The following is a 21,573-nucleotide window of genomic DNA, read 5'->3' as shown; positions in this document are numbered from 1 at the left end:
TTGCAGGGCGGCGCTTGACGCCTATCTGACTCCCACCCATATGCCCGACGTGTTAGCACTCGCGCCCTGTGAGTGCTAAACGACATTATTTCCATCTCTGGAGGGATTTCCATGCAATTTCGCCCGCTGCACGACCGCGTGCTTGTTCGCCGTATCGAAGCCGAAGAAAAGACGGCTGGCGGCATCATCATTCCCGACACCGCCAAGGAAAAGCCGCAGGAAGGCGAAGTCGTCTCCGTCGGCACCGGCACCCGCGCCGATGACGGCAAGGTGACCCCGCTCGACGTCAAGGCTGGCGATCGTATCCTGTTCGGCAAATGGTCGGGTACCGAAGTCAAGGTCGACGGCGAAGAGCTGCTGATCATGAAGGAATCGGACATCCTCGGCGTCATCGCCTGAGCGTTTCCATCGATTTGCGAATGAAGTTGCGCAGTTTTCTGCGCCTTTGAAAGGAATAAGCACATGGCTGCTAAAGACGTAAAATTCAGCCGCGACGCGCGTGAGCGCATTCTTCGCGGCGTCGACACCCTCGCCGACGCGGTGAAGGTGACCCTCGGTCCCAAGGGCCGTAACGTCGTGATCGACAAGAGCTTCGGCGCGCCCCGTATCACCAAGGACGGCGTCACCGTCGCCAAGGAAATCGAACTTAAGGACAAGTTCGAAAACATGGGCGCCCAGATGCTGCGCGAAGTCGCATCGAAGGCAAACGACAAGGCCGGCGACGGCACCACCACCGCGACCGTTCTTGCTCAGGCAATCGTTCGCGAAGGCATGAAGTCGGTTGCTGCCGGCATGAACCCGATGGACCTGAAGCGCGGTATCGACCTCGCGGTCACCAAGGTTGTCGAAACGATCAAGGCGCAGTCGAAGCCGGTTTCGGGCACGTCTGAAATCGCCCAGGTCGGCATTATTTCGGCCAATGGCGACAAGGAAGTCGGCGACAAGATCGCCGAAGCCATGGAAAAGGTCGGCAAGGAAGGCGTGATCACCGTCGAGGAAGCCAAGGGCCTCGATTTCGAACTCGATGTCGTCGAAGGCATGCAGTTCGACCGCGGCTACCTCAGCCCCTATTTCATCACCAACCCCGAAAAGATGCTCGTCGAGCTTTCGGATCCGTACATCCTGATCTTCGAAAAGAAGCTGTCGAACCTCCAGTCGATGCTTCCGATCCTCGAAGCCGTGGTGCAGTCGGGCCGTCCGCTCCTCATCATCGCTGAAGACATCGAAGGCGAAGCGCTCGCAACGCTGGTGGTCAACCGCCTGCGCGGCGGCCTGAAGGTCGCTGCCGTCAAGGCACCGGGCTTCGGCGATCGTCGCAAGGCGATGCTGCAGGACATCGCGATCCTCACCGCCGGTGAAATGATCAGCGAAGACCTGGGCATCAAGCTTGAGTCGGTCACGCTGAACATGCTCGGGCAGGCCAAGCGCGTCACGATCGACAAGGACAACACCACCATCGTCGATGGTGCTGGCGACCATGATGCGATCAAGGGCCGCGTCGAACAGATCCGTGCGCAGATCGAAACGACCACGTCGGATTACGACAAGGAAAAGCTGCAGGAACGTCTGGCGAAGCTCGCTGGCGGCGTTGCAGTGATCAAGGTCGGCGGCGCTTCGGAAGTCGAAGTGAAGGAACGCAAGGATCGCGTCGATGACGCTCTCCACGCGACCCGCGCTGCGGTCGAAGAAGGCATCGTCCCTGGCGGCGGTACTGCGCTTCTGTACGCGACGAAGGCTCTCGAGGGCATGTCGGGCGTCAACGAAGACCAGACCCGCGGCATCGACATCATCCGTCGCGCTCTGCAGGCTCCGGTTCGCCAGATCGCTGAAAACGCCGGCTTCGACGGCGGTGTCGTCGCGGGCAAGCTGTTCGACCAGAACGACAGCAACTTCGGCTTCAACGCCTCTACCGACGTCTATGAAGACCTGGTCAAGGCCGGTGTTATCGACCCGACCAAGGTTGTCCGCACCGCACTTCAGGATGCTGCCTCGGTTGCCGGTCTGCTGATCACCACCGAAGCCGGCATTGCCGAAACGCCCGACGACAAGCCCGCCATGCCCATGGGTGGCGGCGGCATGGGCGGCATGGGCGGCATGGACTTCTAAGTCCAAACCGTTCGGCGTTCAGCCAATAAGAGGGCCGGGGGAGCAATCCTCCGGCCCTTTTTCTTTGTGTTTATGCTCTCTCGTCACCCCGGAGTTGATCCGGGGTCCCGCTTGGCGTCTCTTTCAGGATTACGGCCGGAGTGAGTGGGGCGTTGCTGACGAAATAGGGCGGGCGGGACATTGCCAGTTAAGGCAAGGCGGCATAGCTAGGGCGGCGATGATGTTCGCCCTCGCCCTCGCGCTGCTCGCCGACCCCGCAACCGCCACGCCCCCGCCGCCGGTCGAGCGCTGCGGTTATCGGATCGTCGAGACATTTCCGCACGACAGGTCGTCCTTCACTCAAGGACTATTTTGGCACGAGGGGCATTTATACGAAGCCACCGGTCAATATGGCCAATCGCGCGTCGCACGCCTTGACCTCAAGACCGGCAAGGCGCTCGCCCAATCGAAACTTCCGTCCGATCAATTTGGTGAGGGGATCACGCGTTGGGGTGACCAGATCATCGGTGTGACCTGGCAGGGCGGCATCGGCAATCGTTGGTCTATCAGGGACCTGAAGCCCGCCGGCACCTTTAAATATGAGGGCGAGGGTTGGGGGCTGACAATGGTCGGCGACAGCCTGGTTCTGAGCGACGGCACCACCGACCTTCGTTTCTTCGATCCCGCGACGATGAAGGAGCAGAAGCGTGTCACCGTGCGCTTCGCCGGTCGCCCGCTTCCGATGCTCAACGAGCTTGAGACGATCGATGGCCAGATCTGGGCCAATGTCTGGATGACGGACTTCATCGTCCGCATTGACCCCGCCACCGGCGACGTCGTCTCGCTCGTCGACCTGACGACGCTCAAGGCCGATGCCGGCGTCAGCGATACCGACAGCGTGCTGAACGGCATCGCCTGGGACGCGAAGAAGAAGCGCCTGTTCGTGACGGGCAAGAACTGGCCGAAGCTTTACGAGATCGCGCTCGCCGACTGCCACTAAGCCATCAGCGCCGCCTCCATTCGCGCCGCCGCGGCGTCATAGACGCGCGCTTTCAGTCCGGCGGTCACGGCTTCGGGCGCACGGTCGGGGTGGCCGCCGGTGAAGGGTGGGGCCGGGTCATATTCGATCGCGAGCTGGATCGCCTGAGCGACCGCGTCGCCCTTGAGCCGAGCGATCAATGTCAGCGCGAAATCGAGCCCTGACGTCACGCCGCCGCTGGTCACGACATGGCCGTCCTCAACGACGCGGGCATTTTCATGGCTTGCTCCGACGAGCGGCAGCAGATGCGTATAGCCCCAGTGCGTCGTCGCGCGCCTGCCCGCGAGCAGCCCGGCGCGGCCGAGCAGGAAGGCGCCGGTGCACACGCTCGTCACCCATTGAGCGCCCGCAGCCTGGCGCGCGATGAAGTCGATCGTCGCCTTGTCATTCAGCGCGTCGGTAACGCCGTGACCGCCGGGAACGCACAAAATGTCGGCTTGCGGCGCGCGCGCAAAGTCATGCGTCGGGACGATCGCGAAGCCGCTGTCGGTCGCGATCGGTTCGAGGCTTGCCGCTGCGCCGGCCAGCACTGCGCCGGGCATCCGCGACAACGCTTGCGCGGGCGCCGTGAAATCGAGCTGGGTGATGCCCGGAAAAAGCAGGAAAAGGATTGTTGTGGTTGGGGCGTCGGTCATGCGGATGTCCTTGCACTGGCAGTGGATCACCCAGGCGCGCGGCTCGTCTCGATCGTCGGATCGGTCCCGCTTCCCGATGGGACTCCATCTTCAGCGCCAGTTGCGGAACGACGGCAATCTAGCGCGGGCAAGGCCGCGAGGAAAGGCTATTTGGCGGCATCTTTTGCCGCAGGGGCCTCGTCTGAGACCGGAAGACTGTCGCGGCTTTCGAGCATTTCGGCGGCATCGTCGAGCGCCTTTGCCTCGCTGACGGTCACGCCGCCGGGGCCGGGTTCGTTGTCGGTACGGCTGCATCCTGCCGCAAGGATCAGGACCACGAGCGCGGCGCTGGTCTTCCACCGATCGATCATTTCATACGCTCCCACGAAAAAGGGCCCCATCCAAGGTGGATGGAGCCCCGAATATCAGCCCGAAGGCGTGCCGACGACTTACTTCTTGTCGTTTGCTTCGGCCTTCTTGGTTTCTTCGGCGATCTTGTCGCCAGCATTGGCAGCAGCGTCGCCGGCCGCGTTCACGGTGCCTTCGACGGCATTGCCGGCGTTCTTCGCGGCGTCGGCGGTCGCATCGGCGGCTTCGCCAGCGGCGGCGGCGGTCGCGTCGGCAGCGCCAGCGGCTGCATCGGCAGCGGCGTCGCCAGCGGCGGCAGCGTCATCGGCGGCCGAGGTGGCGGTTTCCGACGCGGCGTCCTGCGTCTTTTCCGAGCAGGCGGTGAGGCTGAAGGCCGCAGCGGCCATCGATGCGAGGATGATCTTGCGCATGGGTAATTCCTTTCGAATACAACGGCCGTGTGATGGGCCATTGGGACTGAGAGTTAACGAGGGATCAGGTCCTTTGCAACTGCGCTGCTTGATACCCGACCCGGAAGGAAAAAGGGGCCACCGGTGAACCGGCGACCCCCCTTTGTCTTGGCCGAAAAGCCGAAAAGAAGCTTACTTCTTGGCTTCTTCCAGAGCGCCCTTTGCGGCGTCGGCAGCTTCCTTGGCAGCGCCAGCAGCTTCGGTCGCCTTGTCAGCAGCCTTGGCAGCGTCACCAGCAGCGGCGGCATCGCCTGCGGCGCCGGCAGCGGCGCCGGCTTCGCCAGCGGCAGCAGCGCTCGCGTCGGCAGCGCCTTCGGCTGCTTCCATCGCGCCATCGGCAGCGCCTTCAACGGTCGCGGCTGCGTCTTCGGTTGCAGCGGCCGTGTCATCGGCAGCCTTGTCGGCGCAAGCAGCGAGGCCCATCGAGGCGGCGAGGACGAGCGACAGAGTGATCGATTTCTTCATGTGGGAATACCCCTCTCGGTTTGAACTGACCGATCGGCACAGGAACGGATCGATCCCGAATATTGCCAATCGCGGGCAGAATTACCGCCTCGTGGAATCGCGTGCAACGCCCTTTTTGGGAGAGCTCGTCCGTTTCGTCGTAATTCGGTCGTAATCGGGGGACGTGTGGCGGAAATTGTGGCGTGGCGCTTGGTTGACCGGATATAAAGAAACCTTTATATGTCCTTTCATGAGCGAGCTACTCGACATTTTTCGCGCCTTGGCGGACCCGACGCGTCTGCGAGTCGTCGCGCTTTTGCGCGAAATGGAGCTTGCCATCGGTGAATTGGCGGTCGTTCTCGACCAAAGTCAGCCCCGCGTGTCACGCCATGTCCGGATCCTCGTCGAGGCAGGCATCGTCGAGCGGCGGCGCGAAGGGAGCTGGGTTTTTCTGCGTATTGCCGAGGGCGGAGCGGTTGCCGGGATTATCGGGCAGGCCGAAAAATGGCCTTTCTCGGCCCGTGAAACGCGGGTCATTGCCTATGATGCGCGGCGGCTGGCGGCGGTGCGCGACGAACGCGCAGCGGCAGCCGAGCGCTATTTTGCCGAACATGCTGCCGAATGGGATGCGATCCGCTCGCGTCACGTCGCCGAAAGCCAGGTCGAGGCCGCGATGCTCGCCATGATGCACAACCGCCGGCTAGGCCATCTGCTCGATATAGGTACCGGCACCGGCCGGATGGCGGAAATCTTCGCCCCGACCGCACGGCGCATCACTGCGCTTGATCGCAGTCCCGAAATGCTACGCATTGCGCGCACCAAGCTGGAGGGGCAGTCGGTTCCTGTCGACCTGCTGCAGGGCGATTTCCTGAATCTGCCCGTCGCCGACGCGAGCATCGACAGCGTCGTTATCCATCAGGCCTTGCATTTCGCGCACGAGCCCGACCGTGTGATCGCCGAAGCAAGCCGCGTGCTGCGCGGCGGCGGGCACCTGCTCGTGGTCGATTTCGCGCCGCATGAGGATGAAGAATTGCGCAATCTCGCGGCGCACGCCCGTCTCGGCTTTTCGGACGCGCAGATTCGCGGCTGGTTCGCTTCCGCAGGGCTGCTCCTCGAAACGACTCAAACGCTCGAAGGTGGGGAGCTGGCTGTAAAGCTATGGCTCGGCCGCCGTCGCAGCGACGAAGATCAACCCCCCGCCAGTGAAGGCGGACAAAGTAAAAGGCTTGCGGCATGACGTCGAATTTGAATTCGCTGGCAGAGGCGCGCCGCGCCGCAGCTACGCCGCTGTTTGCCAATCTCGAAGGCGACATCGGCGTCAGCTTCGAATTCTTCCCGCCCAAGACGGAGAAGATGGAAGCGCAGCTGTGGGACACCTTCCGCACGCTCGAACCATTGGCTCCGAGCTTCGTTTCCGTCACGTACGGCGCCGGCGGTTCGACGCGCGAGCGCACCCATGCGACCGTCGCGCGCATTGCCGCCGAAAGCGCCGTTCCCCCGGCGGCGCACCTGACATGCGTCGAGGCCTCGCGCGCCGAGATTGACGAGGTCGCGCGTGCCTATTGGGATGCGGGCGTGCGCCACATCGTCGCGTTGCGTGGGGATGTTCCGGGCGGCGAGCCGTACCGGGCGCATCCGGACGGCTATGCCAATGCGATCGAACTGGTCGCGGGGCTGAAAGCCGTCGCGCCGTTCGACATTTCGGTTGCCGCCTATCCCGAGGTGCACCCCGACGCGTCCTGCGCCGAGGCCGATCTCGATAATCTGAAGCGCAAGCTTGATGCGGGCGCTACGCGCGCGATCACGCAATTCTTCTTCTCGCCCGAGGCGTTCCTGCGTTTCCGCGATGCCGCGGCGGCTGCAGGGATCGATGCGCCGATAATTCCCGGTATCCTGCCGGTGTCGAACGTGTCGCAGACGCGGCGCATGGCCGACATGTGCGGCACGGCGATCCCCGCATGGATGGTGTCGCTGTTCGACGGTCTCGACGATCACCCTGCCGCACGCCAGTTGGTGGCGGCGACGATTGCCGCCGAAATGTGCCGCCGCCTGTACGCGGGCGGCGTGCGGGACTTCCATTTCTACACCCTCAACCGTGCCGAGCTCAGCTATGCCATCTGCCATCTGCTGGGATTGCGGCCGATTTCGACCGCAAAGGATCAGGCAGCATGACCTCCAAATCCATTTCGGGCGCACGTGAAGCCCTTCAGGCCGCGGCAAAGGAGCGCATCCTGCTCACCGATGGTGGCTGGGGAACCCAGATCCAGCTCCGCAAGCTGACCGAGGCTTGCTATGCGGGCAATCTCGGCCTGTCGCATGACCAGAAGGGCAACAACGATATCCTCGCGCTGACGCGTCCCGACGTTGTTACCGCGATCGGAGAGGCCTATCTCGCCGCGGGGTCGGACATCGTGTCAACGAACACGTTCAGCGCGAACCGCATTAGCCAAGCCGACTATGGCGCCGAGGCGCTGGTCGCCGACATCAACATTGAAAGCGCGCGGCTGGGACGCGAGACCGCGGTAAAATATGAAGCGCTCGACGGTCGCCGCCGCTTCGTCGCCGGTGCGGTCGGGCCGACGAACAAGACACTGTCGCTGTCGCCCGACGTCAACAATCCGGGCTTTCGCGAGATCGATTTCGACGAACTCAAGGATGTCTATCTGGAACAGGTGGTCGCGCTGGCCGAGGGTGGCGCCGATTTCATCCTGATCGAGACGATCTTCGATACGCTCAACGCCAAGGCGGGTATCGCCGCGACGCTGGAGGCCGAAGCGAAGATCGGGCGCGAACTGCCGCTGATGATCTCGATGACGCTGACCGACCTTTCGGGACGCAACCTGTCGGGCCACACGGTCGAGGCTTTCTGGTATGCCGTACGCCACGCCAAGCCGCTGACGATCGGGCTCAATTGCTCGTTCGGTGCGTCGCAGCTCCGTCCGCATGTCCGCGTCCTCTCCGATATCGCCGATGCGTTGGTGATGGTCTATCCGAACGCCGGCTTGCCCAACGAACTCGGCGAATATGACGAAATGCCCGACACGACCGCGAGCCTTGTGCGCGAATGGGCCGAACATGGCCAAGTCAATATCCTCGGTGGCTGCTGCGGATCGACACCCGCGCATATCGCGGCGATGGCGAAAGCGATCGAGGGGCTCGCGCCGCGGCAGATTCCCGATGTGCCGGTGCGCACGCGGCTTGCGGGGCTCGAGCCCTTTACCATGGCGGCCTGAACCGATGCCCGACAATCCGACATGGACGATCCGGGAAGCCGGAGTCGATGATGCGCCGGCGCTCGCGCTGATCGGCGCGGCGACCTTCCTCGAAACCTTCGCGGGCATTCTCGATGGCGATGCGATCGTCGGTCACTGCGCCGCACAGCATAATGCGGCTGCCTATGCGGCCGGTCTGGCGGCCGGCGCGCGCGCCTGGATCGCCGAAGCGCAGCCCGGCGGCGCGCCGATCGGATTCGCGCTGGTCGGCAAGCCTGACCTTGCCGCGGCACTCGAAGGCGATATCGAGCTGAAGCGCATCTATTTGCTGTCGCGCTTTCACGGCACCGGGCTCGGCGCGGCGCTGATGAAGCGGGCGCTGGAGGCAGCGCACGGTCATCGCCGTCTGTTGCTCGGTGTCTACGCCCGCAACGAGCGCGCGCTCGCCTTCTATCGCAAACAGGGTTTTGTCGACCTCGGCACGCGCCAGTTCAATGTCGGCGGCAAGCTTTACGACGATCTCGTCCTAGCCCGCCCGCTTGCCGCCTAATGCTCAGTTTCAGGATTATTCGATGACCACCGCCGCTTCCTCCAGCTTCGTCAATATCGGCGAACGCACCAACGTTACCGGATCGGCGGCGTTCAAGAAGCTGATCCTCGCCGACGATTATACCGCGGCGGTCGAGGTTGCGCGCCAGCAGGTCGAAAATGGCGCACAGGTCATCGACGTCAATATGGACGAGGGTCTGCTCGACGCCGAATATGCGATGACGACCTTTCTGAAACTCATCGCCGCGGAGCCCGATATCGCGCGCATTCCAGTGATGATCGACAGCTCGAAATGGGATGTCATCGAGGCGGGGCTGAAATGCGTGCCCGGCAAGCCGATCGTCAATTCGATCAGCATGAAGGAAGGCGAGGAGCAGTTTCTGAATCATGCGCGCAAGTGCATGGCCTATGGCGCCGCGGTCGTCGTGATGGCGTTCGACGAGGTCGGGCAGGCCGACACGAAGCAGCGCAAGATCGAAATTTGCGAGCGCGCCTACAAGCTGCTGATGACTATCGGCTTTCCGCCCGAGGACATCATCTTCGACCCGAATGTGTTTGCGGTCGCGACCGGGCTGGAAGAGCATGATAATTATGCGGTCGACTTCATCGAGGCGGTGAAGGAAATTCGCGTCCGCTGTCCGCACGTTCATTTTTCGGGCGGCCTGTCGAACCTGTCGTTCGGTTTCCGCGGCAACGAGGTCGTGCGCCGGGCGATGCACAGCGTTTTCCTCTATTATGCGATCCCCGCCGGGCTCGACATGGCGATTGTCAACGCTGGCCAGCTCGACGTTTACGACACGATCGATCCCGAGCTTCGGCAGGCGGTCGAGGACGTCGTGCTCAACCGCAAGGTCGACGGCGAGGCGGAATCGCCGACCGAGCGGCTGATCGCGCTTGCCGAACGCTATAAGGGTACCAATGCGGCGCAGGAAAAGGCGGCCGAGGAATGGCGCGGCTGGGAGGTGCGAAAGCGGCTCGAACATGCGCTGGTCAAGGGTATCGACGCCTATGTTGTTGATGATACCGAGGAAATGCGCCTGCTGCTGCCGCGTCCGATCGAGGTGATCGAGGGGCCGCTGATGGACGGCATGAACGTGGTCGGCGACCTGTTCGGATCGGGCAAGATGTTCCTGCCGCAGGTCGTGAAATCGGCGCGCGTGATGAAGAAGGCGGTCGCCCATCTGCTGCCCTTCATCGAGGCGGCGAAGGAGCCCGGCGCCAAGGGCAAGGGCAAGGTCGTGATGGCGACCGTCAAGGGCGACGTTCATGACATCGGCAAGAATATCGTCGGCGTCGTGCTCCAGTGTAACGGCTTCGAGATCGTCGACCTCGGCGTGATGGTGCCCTGGTCGAAGATCCTTGAGGCGGCGAACGAGAATGATGCCGACATGATCGGCCTGTCGGGTCTGATCACCCCCTCGCTCGACGAGATGGTAACGGTCGCCGAGGAGATGCAGCGCGCCGGTATGACTATGCCGCTGCTGATCGGCGGCGCCACGACGTCGAAGGTCCATACCGCGCTGCGGATCGACCCGGCGTACAAGGGCCCGGTGCTTCACGTTCTCGACGCGAGCCGCGCGGTCGGCGTCGCGACTGCACTGGTCAGCGACACCGGGCGCGACGCCTATGTGCAGGGCTATAAGGACGATTATGAGCATGTCCGCGACGTGCGCGCGGGCAAAGGACAGAGCGTTTTGCATACGCTTGAGGAGGCGCGTGCCAATTTTTACGACGCCTATCTCAGCGACAAGCCTGCGCCGCCGCTGCAGCCGGGGCTGCACCGCTTTGACGACTGGTCGCTCGAAGATTTGCGCGAATGCATCGACTGGACGCCCTTTTTCCGCGCGTGGGAGCTGCACGGCACTTATCCGTCGATCCTTCAAGACGATGTCGTCGGCGAAACGGCGCAGGCGCTGAAGGCCGATGCCGACGCGATGCTCGACAAGCTGATCGCCGAAAAATGGCTGACGGCGCGTGGCGTCTGTGCTTTCTGGCCGTGCGCGCGTGACGGCGACAGCGTCACGATCCACCTCGCCGAGGAGGAGCGCCATGTGACGCTTCCTTTCCTGCGTCAGCAGATCAAGAAGAGCCGCGACCGCGCCAATATGTGTCTTGCCGATTTCATCGATCCGGCGGGCGACTGGATGGGCGGCTTTGCGGTGGGCATCCACGGTATCGAACCGCATTCGGAGCGTTTCCGCGCCGATAAGGACGATTATTCGGACATCTTGCTGAAGGCGCTAGCCGATCGCTTTGCGGAGGCGTTTGCCGAGCGGCTGCACCAGCATGTCCGCACCACCCTCTGGGGTTACGCGCCTGGCGAGCAGTTGACAAACGAGGCGCTGATCAAGGAAGAATATCGCGGTATCCGTCCGGCACCCGGCTATCCCGCCTGCCCCGATCACAGCCTGAAGCCGATCCTGTTCGACCTGCTCCAGGCTGGCGACAATGCGGGGTTGGTGCTGACCGAGAGCTTTGCGATGTTGCCCACGGCTGCGGTCAGCGGCTTCTATTTCGGGCATCCCGAAAGCCAGTATTTCGGCGTCGCGCGGATCGGTAGCGACCAGCTTGAGGATTATGCCGAGCGGCGCGGGGTCGACATCGAAACCGCGACGCGCTGGCTACGCCCGAACCTCGATTAACCTGCATCGGTGTGCCTGTCCGATAAGGGGACAGGCGCCCGATTAACCAGCTTCGCGAGCGACGAAGGTCCCGAAAGCCGCTATGGCGCGGCGATGTCCAAGGCAATTCTCCGCCGGCCCTTGCTGCCGCTGCTCGCCCTTCCGCTGCTTCTCGCGCCGCTGCCGCTGCCGGCACAGACCGGCGGCGAGCCCTATAGTGTCGATGGGCGCAGCTTCGGGCGGTTGCAGGATGCCGTCGATGCGATCGGGGAAGGCGAGGGCACAATCCGCGTCGCTCCCGGTTACCATCGCGATTGCGCCGTGCAGACCGCGGGTCGCATCGCCTTCGTTGCGGTCGAACCCGGCCGTGCGATCTTCGACGGTGTGACGTGCGAGGGCAAGGCTGCGCTGGTGCTGCGCGGTGCTGGCGCGAAAGTCGACGGGATCGTGTTCCAGAATATGCGCGTCCCCGACGGCAATGGCGCAGGTATCCGTCTCGAGCAGAGCGACCTCGACGTCGTGAACAGCCTTTTCCGCAACAGCGAGGAGGGTATCCTAACCGCCGACGATCCCGCCGCGACGCTGACGATCGACCGCTCGACCTTCTCGCGCCTTGGTCGCTGCGACCGCGGCCTGAGCTGCGCGCACAGCGTTTACACAGGCAGCTATGGCCGCGTTGTCGTGACGCGCACGCGCTTCGAAAAGGGCAGCGGCGGCCATTATCTGAAAACCCGCGCGGCGCGGGTCGACATCAACGACAACAGCTTCGACGACACGCAGGGCAAGACGACCAATTATCTGATCGACCTGCCCGCAGGTTCGACGGGCCGCGTCGTGAACAATCTGCTGATCCAGGGGCGCGACAAGGAAAATTATTCGGCGCTGATCGCCGTCGCTGCCGAGGCACGCGACAATCCATCGCGCGGCCTGGTGATCGAGGGCAATCGCGCGAGCATTCCGCAAGGCATTGGCCGAAACTCGGTGTTCGTTGCCGATTGGAGCGGCGAACCGCTGGCGATCGGACCAAACGAACTGGGGCCGGGGCTGAAGCGTTTCGAGAAGCGGTAGGGGCTTACGCCTCGCCGCGCGTTTCGATCAGCGACGCGGCGAGCGCCTCAGCGGGCGATTTGCCGCCCCACAGCACGAACTGGAACACCGGGTAAAAGCGCTCGCATTCGTCGATCGCGCTTTCGATCAGCGTCTCGGTGAGGTCGAGCGGCAGCGACGCGTCGGCGCCGAGCAGCATACCGTGGCGGAACAGGATCGTGCCGCTGTTCGACCACAGTTCGAAATGGCCGAGCCACAATTGCTCGTTGATCAGCGCGAGCGCTTCATGCGCCACGGCGCGTTTGTCCTCGACGACGCGAATGTCGGGGAAAGCGAGGAGCTGGATTACCCCGTCGTCGGCACGCCACACCGCGCGCAGTTCATAAGTTGTCCAACTGCCCTGTGCAGTGGCGACAATCTCGTCCTCACCGACCATCTCGTGCGGCCAGTCGTGCGCGGCGAAATAGGATGCCAGCATCTCCATCGGTGCCGCGTCCTGGCCGTCATCATCGTCGTAAATATCGTCACTCATGCGCGCGCCTTAGCCCGGATGGCGCCGCGACGCGAGTCCGCGTCCCGTGCCATCCGGGGAATATATTGTGCATAATGGACCGCGCGCTTGGCGCGTCAGCCCTTGGGCTTGCGCGCCGCAGGCTTCGCGGCCGGTTTCGTCGCAGCCGGCTTTGTTGCGCCCTTCGGCGCCGCCGCAGCCTTCGGAGCCGCCGCCGGCTTCGCCACGCCTTCGAGCTTGTCGAGCCGTGCCTTCAACGCTTCGGCTTCGGCGCGCGCGGTCGCGGCCATCTGCTTCACCGCCTCAAATTCCTCGCGGCTGACGAAATCCATGCGGCCAACCCATTCCTTGGCACGGTCGCGCATCGCGGATTCGGCTTCGCGGCCTGCACCGGCGACGGTTCCGGCAATGCCGTTCACCATCTTGGCGAGGTCGTCGAAAAAGCGGTTTTCGCTTTGCATGTCTCATATTCCTTCGTCGGGGTCTGTCCCCTTGCCGTCACCTTATCTGGGTGCTGGCGGCGGCGGGGACAAGGGTTTCGGCATCGGGATTGCGCTGATCGATCTGGAAATTCAGGATCGCGGCAAAGCTTAGCCAGATCATATAGGGCACCAGCAGCCACGCCGCCGCCTTGCGGATTGCCGCAAATGCGAAGGCCGTCGCGATGGTCACCATCAAGATGAAGATGATCACATAGAGCGCGGTCGTCACCTGATGCTGCCCAAAGAAAAGCGGCGACCAGGCGAAATTAGCGAAAAGCTGAACGAAGAAGAGCAGCAGCGCGAAGCCGCGCCCCTTTGCGCCGCGCGCATGGAGGATCATCGCGAGCGACAGGCCGAGGCAGATGTAGAGGATCGGCCAGACGGTGCCGAACACCCAGCCCGGCGGCGTGATCGGTGGCAAGTCGAGCGATGCGAACCAGCGATTGCCATAACCGCTGTTCGACAAGAGCCCCGACAGGCTGCCCGCAAGCACGATCGCTGGCACAGTAACGAGCGCCCAGCGCAGATAGGACATGCGAAGCTGTCCCGGCGTTGCGATTTCGGTCATGTCCGCATTATCCCCCACACGCGAATCCGTTGCATTGGTGTCGCGATTGTGCGGCGCAGCGTCAAGCGGCTCGCTTCACTGCAGCGATCAGAAATTCGACATTTCCTTCCGGACCGGTGATCGGACTTTCGACGAGGTCGGCGACCTCCCAGTTTTCGCGGGTCAGCCAGTCCCGCACTTCGGCGCAAACGCGTGCATGCACGGCGGCATCGCGAACGACGCCCTTCTTGCCCACCTCGTGGCGCTCCGCCTCGAACTGCGGCTTGATCAGCGCGACCATATGCGCGCCTTCTTTTGCGAAAGACATCGGTACGGGCAGCACTTTTGACAGCGCGATGAAACTGGCGTCGCAGACGATCAGGTCGACCGGTTCGGGGATGTGGGCGGGCGTCAGGATGCGCGCGCTCGTCTGTTCGTGGACGATGACGCGTTCGTCCTGCCGCAGCTTCCACGCGAGTTGATTGGTCCCCGAATCCACCGCATAGACGCGCGCCGCGCCGCGGCTGAGCAGCACGTCAGTAAAGCCGCCCGTCGACGATCCGACGTCGATCGCAACCGCACCGCTGACGTCCCAGCCGAGATGCCTCAGCGCATGGTCGAGCTTGATCCCGCCGCGCGACACCCACGGATGATCGCGGCCCTTGACGCTGATCTCTGCATCGTCGGCGATCTGCTGCCCAGCCTTGTCGATCTTGCGGTCGCCGACGAAGGCAAGCCCCGCAAGGATCAGTGCCTGCGCGCGCGTCCGGCTTTCGGCCAGGCCGCGGTCGACGAGCAGTTGGTCGGCGCGCTGCTTCGCCATCAGCGCTTCGCCTTGTCGGCGAGCAGGCCCGGAGTCAGTATCTGCGGCAGGATTTCGGGCTTGGCGGCGCCGGGCGCGTACCAGAGATAGAGCGGCACGCTGTTGCGGCCATGTTCCGCCAGCGTGCGCGTGATGACCGGATCGCCGTTGGTCCAGTCGCCGACGAGCGTGACGACGCCTGCCTTTTCGAAGACCTGTTGCACCGTCTCGCGGTTGATCGCGCCGGCCTCGTTCGCCTTGCACGACAGGCACCAGTCGGCGGTGAAATAGACGAAGACGGGCTTGCCTGTGGCGCGTGCCTTGGCGAGCGCATCCGCCGAAAAGGTCGATCCGGCGCCGTCGGCGGTGCGTTCGGCCTCGGCGACTTCGGTTACCGTGCCCGCGAGGCTGACGAGCAGAAGCAGACCGGACGCGAACAGCAGCCACGACCGCCGGTCGCCGCGCTGAATCGACCCGTAGTGTGTGAGCAGGACGAACGCCATCGCGACCGCAAGGGTTGGCCACATCAACTGCGCACCGCTACCAAGCTGGCGCCACAGCAGCCATGCCAGCGCGAGGGTGGTGAGCGCCATCGGTAGCGCCATCCATTTGCGGAAACGGTCCATCCATGGCCCCGGCTTTGGCAGCCGATTGCGCAGCGCAGGTACGAAGCCGACCCCAAGGAAGGGCAGGGCGAGCCCCAGCCCCAGCCCGCCGAAGATCGGCAGCGCGGCCCATGCCGGCAGCACCAGTGTCGCGCCCAGCGCCGCGCCGAGCAGCGGCCCGCTGCACGGCGTCGCGACGAAAGCGGCCAGCGCGCCGGTCCAGAAGCCGCCTGCCGCACCGCCCTTGTCGACGAGCGCCTGTCCACGGCCAAAGGACGGCAGTTCATATGCCCCGAGCAGATTGAGCGTGATCGCCAGCGCGAGGAGCAGCAGCGCCAATACGCTGACCGGATGCTGCAATTGGAACGCCCAGCCGACCTGCTCGCCCGCGGCGCGCAACACAAGCAGCGCGCCGCCGAGGAGCAATGCGGTAACGATGGCGCCGGCGGTATAGGCTAGCGCCTCGACCTTCGCGCTGCGCGCATCGCCGCCCGAACGCGCAAGGCTAAGCGCCTTCAGGCTCAATATGGGAAATACGCACGGCATCAGGTTGAGGATGAGCCCGCCAAGGATTGCGCCGCCGAGCGCGGTCCAGAACAGGCCCATGTCGATGCCGCCGGCTTTCCCGGCGATCCCCTCGCCCTTCGCGGGAACCGTGCCGGGTTCGAGCGTCAGTGACAGACCGCGCCCGGCTCCGAGTTTCAGTAGCGCCGAAATCGGCCCCGCCTTGTCGCCCTTCACGCGCGTTTCGACGATGATGTGGTCGCCATTGCGACTGAAGCTTTGCGGCGCGGCATAGTCGACGACGTCCTGTGTCTCGACGAACAGATGCGGCGCGTCGATCGCGGTGCTGGCGGGGAGGGGGATGGCAAAGCGCACCATGTCGCCGCGCCGCTCCCACGTGCCGTGGCGATCGAGCGGCTGCGGCAGCAGCGCGCGCCAGCCGTCGAAGCGGGTGCGCTCGGCGGATGCGACCTTGCCATCGCCTGCCTTCAGTGCGACCGAAATTACGGCTTTTTCGGGCACGCACACCTTGTCTGTACAAGCGAGCCAGTTGGCGACCCCGGATAGCGTCAGGTCGGTGCCCGGCGCGACGCTCTTGTCGACCTGAACTTCGGCGAGCAGCGCATAGGGGTGCTCATAGACATGGTTCATCATGCCAAAGAGGATCAGCGCGTCGGGCACCGGGTAACGGAAGGGGGCGATCGTCACGCCCTCGGGCGCGTTCCATTCGACGGACAGGCCGAAGCCCGCGTCGCCGCCATTTACCCAATAGCCGTGCCATGTCTTTTCAGGCGCCATCGTCAGCGCGAGCGTCATATTGCCGCCGGGAGCGGGCGTTGCCGACTCGGCGACCAGTTTTGGCTGTATATGGGTCGATTGTGCGTGCGCCGTGCTCATGGTGACTAGCGTCAGCGCCAGCAATGCCAGCAGGGCGCGCAATACGCGTGTCACAAAAGCCTCACTTCTCAAATTCATGCTCAGCCCGCGCCCGTTCGTCGTTCGAAGGCTTGCCATATAGGCGGCTTTCGACGAGAGGACAGCCCGCGCTTTTTGGGGCGACACCCCACCATCATTTGGAGAAGCCGTCCGTGAAGCTGAAATATCTGTCCACTGCCCTTGCCGCCGTGCTTTGTGTCGCCGCTGCCGGAACCGGTCTCGCGCAGAATTCGGCCCCGCCGGCGCAAAAGGTTACGGCCGCGACGCCGGCGCCGAAGCTTGTCGTGATGATCGCGGTCGACCAGTTTTCAGCCGACCTGTTCGCCGAATATCGTGGGCATTTCACCGGCGGCCTTGCGCGGCTTGCATCGGGCATCGTTTTTCCGTCGGGCTATCAGGCGCATGGTGCGACCGAGACCTGCCCCGGCCATTCGACGATCCTGACCGGCAATCATCCGGCGCACACGGGCATTGTGGCCAATAATTATTTCGACCTGTCGGTCGCGCGCGCCGACAAGCGCGTCTATTGCGCCGAGGATGAGACAGTCGCGGGGGCGACCTCGAAAAGCGGCGAATATGCGCCGTCGGTGAACCATCTGCTCGTCCCGACGCTCGGCGACCTGATGAAGGCGCGCGATCCGAAGGCGCAGGTGGTTTCGGTGTCGGGCAAGGACCGCTCGGCGATCATGATGGGCGGCCGGCAAGCCGACGAACTGATGTGGCTCGCACCCACCGGGCTCACCAGCTATCGCGGTACGACGCTGTCGCCAGCCGCGCAGCAGGCGAGCGCCGCGATTGCTGCCGCGATTAACCAGCCGCGCACGGCGCTGGCGCTACCCGCGGATTGTGTGGCGCACGATATCGCAATCCCGGTTGGTGATAAGGGCGCGACGGTGGGCACCGGGCGGATGGCGCGCGACGCTGGCGACTTCCGCAAATTCATGGCGTCGCCGGAGGCCGACGGCGCAGTGCTTGCGACTGCGGCAGCGCTGCGTCAGGTGCGCAAGATGGGTGAAGGCAGCACCACCGACCTCCTCATCGTCGGTCTGTCGGCGACCGACTATGTCGGGCACAGCACCGGCACCGAGGGCAGCGAGATGTGCATCCAGATGGCGGGGCTCGACCGCGAGCTCGGTGATTTTTTTGCTCGGCTTGATGCGGCGGGGATGGACTATGTTGTGGCGTTGACCGCCGACCATGGCGGCCATGACCTGCCCGAACGCAACCGTCAGAACGCCTGGCCCGATGCGCAGCGTATCGACAAGGCGCTCAATCCCGGGGCAATCGGAAAGGAAATTGCCGAGAAACTTGGCCTGCCGCAGCCCATTCTCTATGGCGACGGCGACGATTATTATTTCGCGAAGACGCTGACCGAGGCGCAGCGCAAAGCCATTCTTGCCGAGATTCTGCCCCGCTTGCGCGCGCACCCGCAGATCGAAGCGGTGGTCACGCGCGACCAGTTGGAGGCGCATCCGATCTCGAAGCGCGCCCCCGATACGTGGAGCCTGATGGACAAGCTGCGTGCTTCATATAATCCGCAGCGGTCGGGTGATTTCATCATCGCGCTGAAGCCGCGAGTCACCCCGATCCCCGAATCGGGCATCGGCTATGTCGCGACGCACGGGTCGGTGTGGGATTATGATCGCCGCGTGCCGATCCTCTTCTGGCGCAAGGGGCTCGCCGGTTTCGAACAGCCCAATGCGGTGATGACCGTGGATATCATGCCGACATTGGCGTCGGTGATCGGCCTTCCAGTCGATACGAGCAAGATCGACGGCCGTTGTCTCGACCTGTTGTCGGGGCCCGAGACGAGCTGTCGGTAGGACAAGAAAAGAAGGACCTATGACCAAAGCATTGCGGAATTTCTCCGGCCGCCTTCTGCTGGTCGGCTGCGGCAATATGGCGGGCGCAATGCTCGATCGCTGGCTGGCGGCGGGGCTCGACCCGGCGCTGGTCGCGATCGTCGACCCGTTTGCGGCGCCGCGCGCCAGCATCGTCCAGCATGAATCGCTGGGCGAGTGGCAGGCCGCGGGCGGTAGCGCCGACTGGATCATGCTTGGCATGAAGCCGCAGCAACTGGGCGACGTCGCCGAGATACTCGCGCCGCTCGCGACCGGTCAGGTCCATCTCCTGTCGATCCTCGCGGGCGTCTCGCTCGCCGATCTCGCCGCCCGCTTCCCCGACGCCGGGGCACAGGTCCGCATCCTGCCCAACCTCGCCGCACGTATCGGCGCGGGCGTGTCGGCGGTCGCCACATCGGGCGATGCCGACGACAAGGCGATCAATGCGCTGCTCGATCCGCTCGGCAAGACGGTGCGGCTTGCCGACGATTCGACGATGGATCTCGTGACGGCCTTCACCGGCAGCGGTCCCGCCTTTGTCTTTCGCCTGATCGAATCCTATGCCGCGGCGGGCGAACGGCTGGGCCTGTCGGCCGAGGATTCGCTGGCGCTCGCCACCGCGACCTTCGGCGGCGCGACCGCTTTGCTTGCCGACAGCGGCGAAAAGCCCGGTGTGCTGATCGCGCAGGTGGCGAGCAAGGGCGGCACGACGCAGGCGGGGCTGGATGTGCTCGACAGCGAAGGCCAGCTCGCCGCGTTGCTTACCAACGTATTACGCGCCGCGCGCGACCGCGGGCGCGAACTCGCCGATATCGCCCGCGGCGAAAGTTGAGCTAGCCCTCCTTGCCGAGCGTCGCGATCCGGCGGCGCTCGCGCGGGGGAACAAGTGCTTCGCTGACCTGCCAGAACCCGGTCACCGCCTGTTGCCCTGCATGGGTATAGGCACGGCTCATCGTGTCGCGCAGCGCCGTGAAAATCACGCTCTCGGCCGCTCGGCCGGCGTCGGTCAGGCGCAGTTCCTTCGCTCGCCGGTCGCGGTTGCCCGGACGCGTCGTCAGAAACTCCCGCGCCTCCAATTCCTTCACGACGCGGCCCAGCGACTGTTTGGTGATCCCAAGCAAGGCGAGCAGGTCCGAAATCGTAAGCCCCGGCTGCCGAGCGATGAAATAGAGTGCGCGGTAATGCGCACGCCCGAGCTCCTTTTCGGCGAGCCGCGCGTCGATCGCACGCCACAGCGAGGCGTGCGCGAAAAACAGAAATTCGATGCCCCGACGCACCTCGTCTTCGCGCAAGAAAAGAGCAGAGGCAGCGGGTACTTGTGAAAGAAAATTCTCATCCGGCATAGTCGCTACCGTTGCGCGCGGCGCCGGTCTTTGGCAAGAGGCGCGCTCCATAAACCAGCAAACACAGGTGTTTTCGCATGTCCGCTCCCGCTTTCACCCATCTGCCGCACTCCAATCTGATCGCGGACGATGTACGGGCGGCGGCGATCGCCGATCCGGCGTTCGGACGCGTCTTCACCGATCATATGGTGTCGATCCGTTATGCCGAGGGGCGGGGCTGGCACGATGCGCAGGTGATGCCGCGCGGGCCGTTGTCGCTCGATCCCGCGACCGCAGTGCTCCATTATGCGCAGGAAATCTTCGAAGGGCTGAAGGCGTATCGCCTCGACGACGGCTCGATGGCGCTATTCCGCGTCGAGGCAAATGCCGCGCGTTTCAACGCGAGCGCACGCCGGATGGCGATGGCCGAACTGCCTGAGGAACTGTTCATCGCCGCGGTCAAGGAAGCGGTCGCCGCCGATGCGAACTGGTTCCCGCCGGTCGACGGCGGTGCGCTGTACCTGCGCCCCTTCATGTTCGCGAGCGAGGTTTTCCTCGGCGTCAAGCCTGCCTCCGAATATCAGTTCCTCGTCATCACCTCGCCGGTCGGCAATTATTTCAAATCGGGCGCTCCCGCGATCTCGCTCTGGGTGTCGGAAGATTATACCCGCGCCGCACCGGGCGGCACCGGCGCCGCCAAATGCGGCGGCAACTATGCCTCCAGTCTCGTCGCGCAGCGTGAGGCGATCGCCAAGGGGCACGACCAGGTCGTCTTCCTCGACGCCGCCGAACATCGCTGGATCGAGGAACTGGGCGGCATGAACATGTTCTTCGTCTTCAACGACGGCAGCATCGTGACCCCGCCGCTGACCGGCACCATCCTGCCCGGCATCACGCGCGACGCGATCATCACGCTGGCCCGCGACGCCGGCCTGACGGTGCGCGAGGAACCCTATGCGATCGATCAGTGGCAGGCCGATGCGGAAAGCGGCAAACTCACCGAAAGCTTTGCCTGCGGCACCGCCGCAGTGGTGACGCCGGTGGGCAAGGTTACGCGCGGCGACGCAAGCTTTACCATCGGCGCAGGCGGCCCGGGACAGGTGACCGAAAGCCTCAAAGCCAAACTGGTCGATATCCAACGCGGCCGCGCCGAAGATCCCTATGGCTGGGTCACCCGGCTCTGACCCGCTGCTTGCCAAGTAGCGGAGAGGCGCTATAGACGCGCTCGCACCGGCGCATTGGGGCGTCGCCAAGCGGTAAGGCAGCGGCTTTTGATGCCGCCATGCGCAGGTTCGAATCCTGCCGCCCCAGCCAGCCGGTGCGGATTTTCATCCAATTTCTGAACTATCCGCCTGATATTTCTGACGAAATGCTCAGTCGTCAGGCATCGACGCGGTCCGGTCGCCACTCTAACGAGCTGAAGCGTTGAGTAAGCGGCGCGGCGCGGCGTTTCGTGCGGTCGTTCGGGCTGAAGTCGTTGGCACGGGCGAACGATGCCCGACCGTCCGCAATCGGCCAAATTTTGATGCGATCGAAAGCCGATCGAATACCGCCCCAAAAGAAAAGGGAGGGACCCGTAGGTCCCTCCCTTCTT

The 21,573-nt window shown here is 64.0% G+C and carries 22 protein-coding genes and 1 tRNA gene; 13 read left to right on the top strand and 10 right to left on the bottom strand.

Annotated elements, in window-relative coordinates:
- Positions 1-111 precede the first annotated feature (111 nt).
- From groES to SC1_RS15960, 3 genes are all read left to right on the top strand, one after another.
- Positions 112-399, top strand: a complete 288-nt coding sequence (groES, locus tag SC1_RS15970) for a co-chaperone GroES (protein WP_037514464.1) — start codon at positions 112-114, stop codon at positions 397-399.
- A gap of 63 nt (positions 400-462) precedes the next feature.
- Complete coding sequence (groL, locus tag SC1_RS15965; RefSeq protein ID WP_062184866.1) at positions 463-2,106, top strand: chaperonin GroEL; 1,644 nt, start codon at positions 463-465, stop codon at positions 2,104-2,106.
- Between the two features lie 217 nt (positions 2,107-2,323).
- Positions 2,324-3,085 carry a glutaminyl-peptide cyclotransferase gene (locus SC1_RS15960; protein ID WP_062184863.1) on the top strand — a complete coding sequence of 254 codons (762 nt, stop codon included), beginning with the start codon at positions 2,324-2,326 and terminating at the stop codon, positions 3,083-3,085.
- Here SC1_RS15960 and SC1_RS15955 read toward each other — a convergent pair.
- The 4 genes from SC1_RS15955 to SC1_RS15940 form a co-directional block, all read right to left on the bottom strand.
- On the bottom strand, positions 3,082-3,759 hold the full coding sequence (locus SC1_RS15955; RefSeq protein ID WP_062184858.1) for a DJ-1/PfpI family protein: 678 nt from the start codon (positions 3,757-3,759) through the stop codon (positions 3,082-3,084). The genes SC1_RS15960 and SC1_RS15955 overlap by 4 nt on opposite strands.
- Before the next feature lie 146 nt (positions 3,760-3,905).
- Positions 3,906-4,109, bottom strand: a complete 204-nt coding sequence (locus SC1_RS15950; protein WP_152682469.1) for a hypothetical protein — start codon at positions 4,107-4,109, stop codon at positions 3,906-3,908.
- Between the two features lie 78 nt (positions 4,110-4,187).
- Complete coding sequence (locus tag SC1_RS15945) at positions 4,188-4,517, bottom strand: hypothetical protein (RefSeq protein WP_062184852.1); 330 nt, start codon at positions 4,515-4,517, stop codon at positions 4,188-4,190.
- Between the two features lie 171 nt (positions 4,518-4,688).
- Positions 4,689-5,021, bottom strand: coding sequence for a hypothetical protein (locus tag SC1_RS15940; RefSeq protein ID WP_062184849.1), 333 nt, complete (start codon positions 5,019-5,021; stop codon positions 4,689-4,691).
- Positions 5,022-5,250: 229 nt separating this feature from the next.
- Here SC1_RS15940 and SC1_RS15935 point away from each other — a divergent pair, with 229 nt between their 5' ends.
- The 6 genes from SC1_RS15935 to SC1_RS15910 all read left to right on the top strand — a co-directional run bounded on the left by SC1_RS15935 (position 5,251) and on the right by SC1_RS15910 (position 12,450).
- On the top strand, positions 5,251-6,237 hold the full coding sequence (locus SC1_RS15935; protein ID WP_062184847.1) for a metalloregulator ArsR/SmtB family transcription factor: 987 nt from the start codon (positions 5,251-5,253) through the stop codon (positions 6,235-6,237).
- Complete coding sequence (gene metF, locus SC1_RS15930) at positions 6,234-7,172, top strand: methylenetetrahydrofolate reductase (protein WP_062184844.1); 939 nt, start codon at positions 6,234-6,236, stop codon at positions 7,170-7,172. The genes SC1_RS15935 and metF overlap by 4 nt, the downstream gene beginning before the upstream one ends.
- Positions 7,169-8,233 carry a homocysteine S-methyltransferase family protein gene (locus tag SC1_RS15925; protein ID WP_062184842.1) on the top strand — a complete coding sequence of 355 codons (1,065 nt, stop codon included), beginning with the start codon at positions 7,169-7,171 and terminating at the stop codon, positions 8,231-8,233. Before metF ends, SC1_RS15925 begins: the two co-directional genes overlap by 4 nt.
- Before the next feature lie 4 nt (positions 8,234-8,237).
- A complete protein-coding gene (locus SC1_RS15920) occupies positions 8,238-8,762 on the top strand; it encodes a GNAT family N-acetyltransferase (RefSeq protein ID WP_062184839.1) in 525 nt (174 codons plus the stop codon).
- A 22-nt stretch (positions 8,763-8,784) separates the two neighbouring features.
- Positions 8,785-11,403 (top strand): methionine synthase, encoded by a 2,619-nt coding sequence (gene metH, locus SC1_RS15915; protein WP_062184836.1) that lies wholly within the window; start codon positions 8,785-8,787, stop codon positions 11,401-11,403.
- 93 nt (positions 11,404-11,496) lie between these two features.
- On the top strand, positions 11,497-12,450 hold the full coding sequence (locus SC1_RS15910; protein ID WP_062186840.1) for a right-handed parallel beta-helix repeat-containing protein: 954 nt from the start codon (positions 11,497-11,499) through the stop codon (positions 12,448-12,450).
- A gap of 4 nt (positions 12,451-12,454) precedes the next feature.
- Here the strand turns inward: SC1_RS15910 and SC1_RS15905 are convergent, their stop codons facing one another.
- The 5 genes from SC1_RS15905 to SC1_RS15885 form a co-directional block, all read right to left on the bottom strand.
- Positions 12,455-12,961, bottom strand: coding sequence for a YbjN domain-containing protein (locus tag SC1_RS15905; protein ID WP_062184834.1), 507 nt, complete (start codon positions 12,959-12,961; stop codon positions 12,455-12,457).
- Positions 12,962-13,056: 95 nt separating this feature from the next.
- Complete coding sequence (locus tag SC1_RS15900) at positions 13,057-13,401, bottom strand: accessory factor UbiK family protein (RefSeq protein WP_062184831.1); 345 nt, start codon at positions 13,399-13,401, stop codon at positions 13,057-13,059.
- 37 nt (positions 13,402-13,438) lie between these two features.
- Positions 13,439-13,990: a TspO/MBR family protein gene (locus SC1_RS15895; protein ID WP_062184828.1), complete on the bottom strand. Its 552-nt coding sequence runs from the start codon at positions 13,988-13,990 to the stop codon at positions 13,439-13,441.
- 61 nt (positions 13,991-14,051) lie between these two features.
- Positions 14,052-14,792, bottom strand: a complete 741-nt coding sequence (locus SC1_RS15890) for a TlyA family RNA methyltransferase (protein WP_062184825.1) — start codon at positions 14,790-14,792, stop codon at positions 14,052-14,054.
- On the bottom strand, positions 14,792-16,855 hold the full coding sequence (locus SC1_RS15885; protein WP_062186838.1) for a protein-disulfide reductase DsbD: 2,064 nt from the start codon (positions 16,853-16,855) through the stop codon (positions 14,792-14,794). Before SC1_RS15885 ends, SC1_RS15890 begins: the two co-directional genes overlap by 1 nt.
- A 113-nt stretch (positions 16,856-16,968) precedes the next feature.
- Here SC1_RS15885 and SC1_RS15880 point away from each other — a divergent pair, with 113 nt between their 5' ends.
- Together SC1_RS15880 and proC are read left to right on the top strand one after the other, a co-directional pair.
- Positions 16,969-18,639, top strand: a complete 1,671-nt coding sequence (locus SC1_RS15880) for an alkaline phosphatase family protein (protein WP_370568752.1) — start codon at positions 16,969-16,971, stop codon at positions 18,637-18,639.
- Positions 18,640-18,658: 19 nt separating this feature from the next.
- Positions 18,659-19,489, top strand: coding sequence for a pyrroline-5-carboxylate reductase (gene proC, locus SC1_RS15875; protein ID WP_062184820.1), 831 nt, complete (start codon positions 18,659-18,661; stop codon positions 19,487-19,489).
- Position 19,490: 1 nt separating this feature from the next.
- On the opposite strand, the gene SC1_RS15870 is transcribed toward proC, so the two are convergent.
- Complete coding sequence (locus tag SC1_RS15870; RefSeq protein WP_062184817.1) at positions 19,491-20,000, bottom strand: MarR family winged helix-turn-helix transcriptional regulator; 510 nt, start codon at positions 19,998-20,000, stop codon at positions 19,491-19,493.
- A gap of 77 nt (positions 20,001-20,077) precedes the next feature.
- Here SC1_RS15870 and SC1_RS15865 point away from each other — a divergent pair, with 77 nt between their 5' ends.
- On the top strand, positions 20,078-21,163 hold the full coding sequence (locus SC1_RS15865; RefSeq protein ID WP_062184814.1) for a branched-chain amino acid aminotransferase: 1,086 nt from the start codon (positions 20,078-20,080) through the stop codon (positions 21,161-21,163).
- A gap of 55 nt (positions 21,164-21,218) precedes the next feature.
- Positions 21,219-21,293: transfer RNA gene (locus SC1_RS15860), tRNA-Gln, on the top strand.
- The last annotated feature ends 280 nt before the right edge of the window (positions 21,294-21,573 follow it).

Source organism: Sphingopyxis sp. C-1 (genome assembly GCF_001047015.1).
Lineage (GTDB): Bacteria > Pseudomonadota > Alphaproteobacteria > Sphingomonadales > Sphingomonadaceae > Sphingopyxis.
The sequence above is the reverse complement of the archived record's forward strand: the minus strand, read 5'-3'. Positions and strand labels throughout refer to the sequence as shown.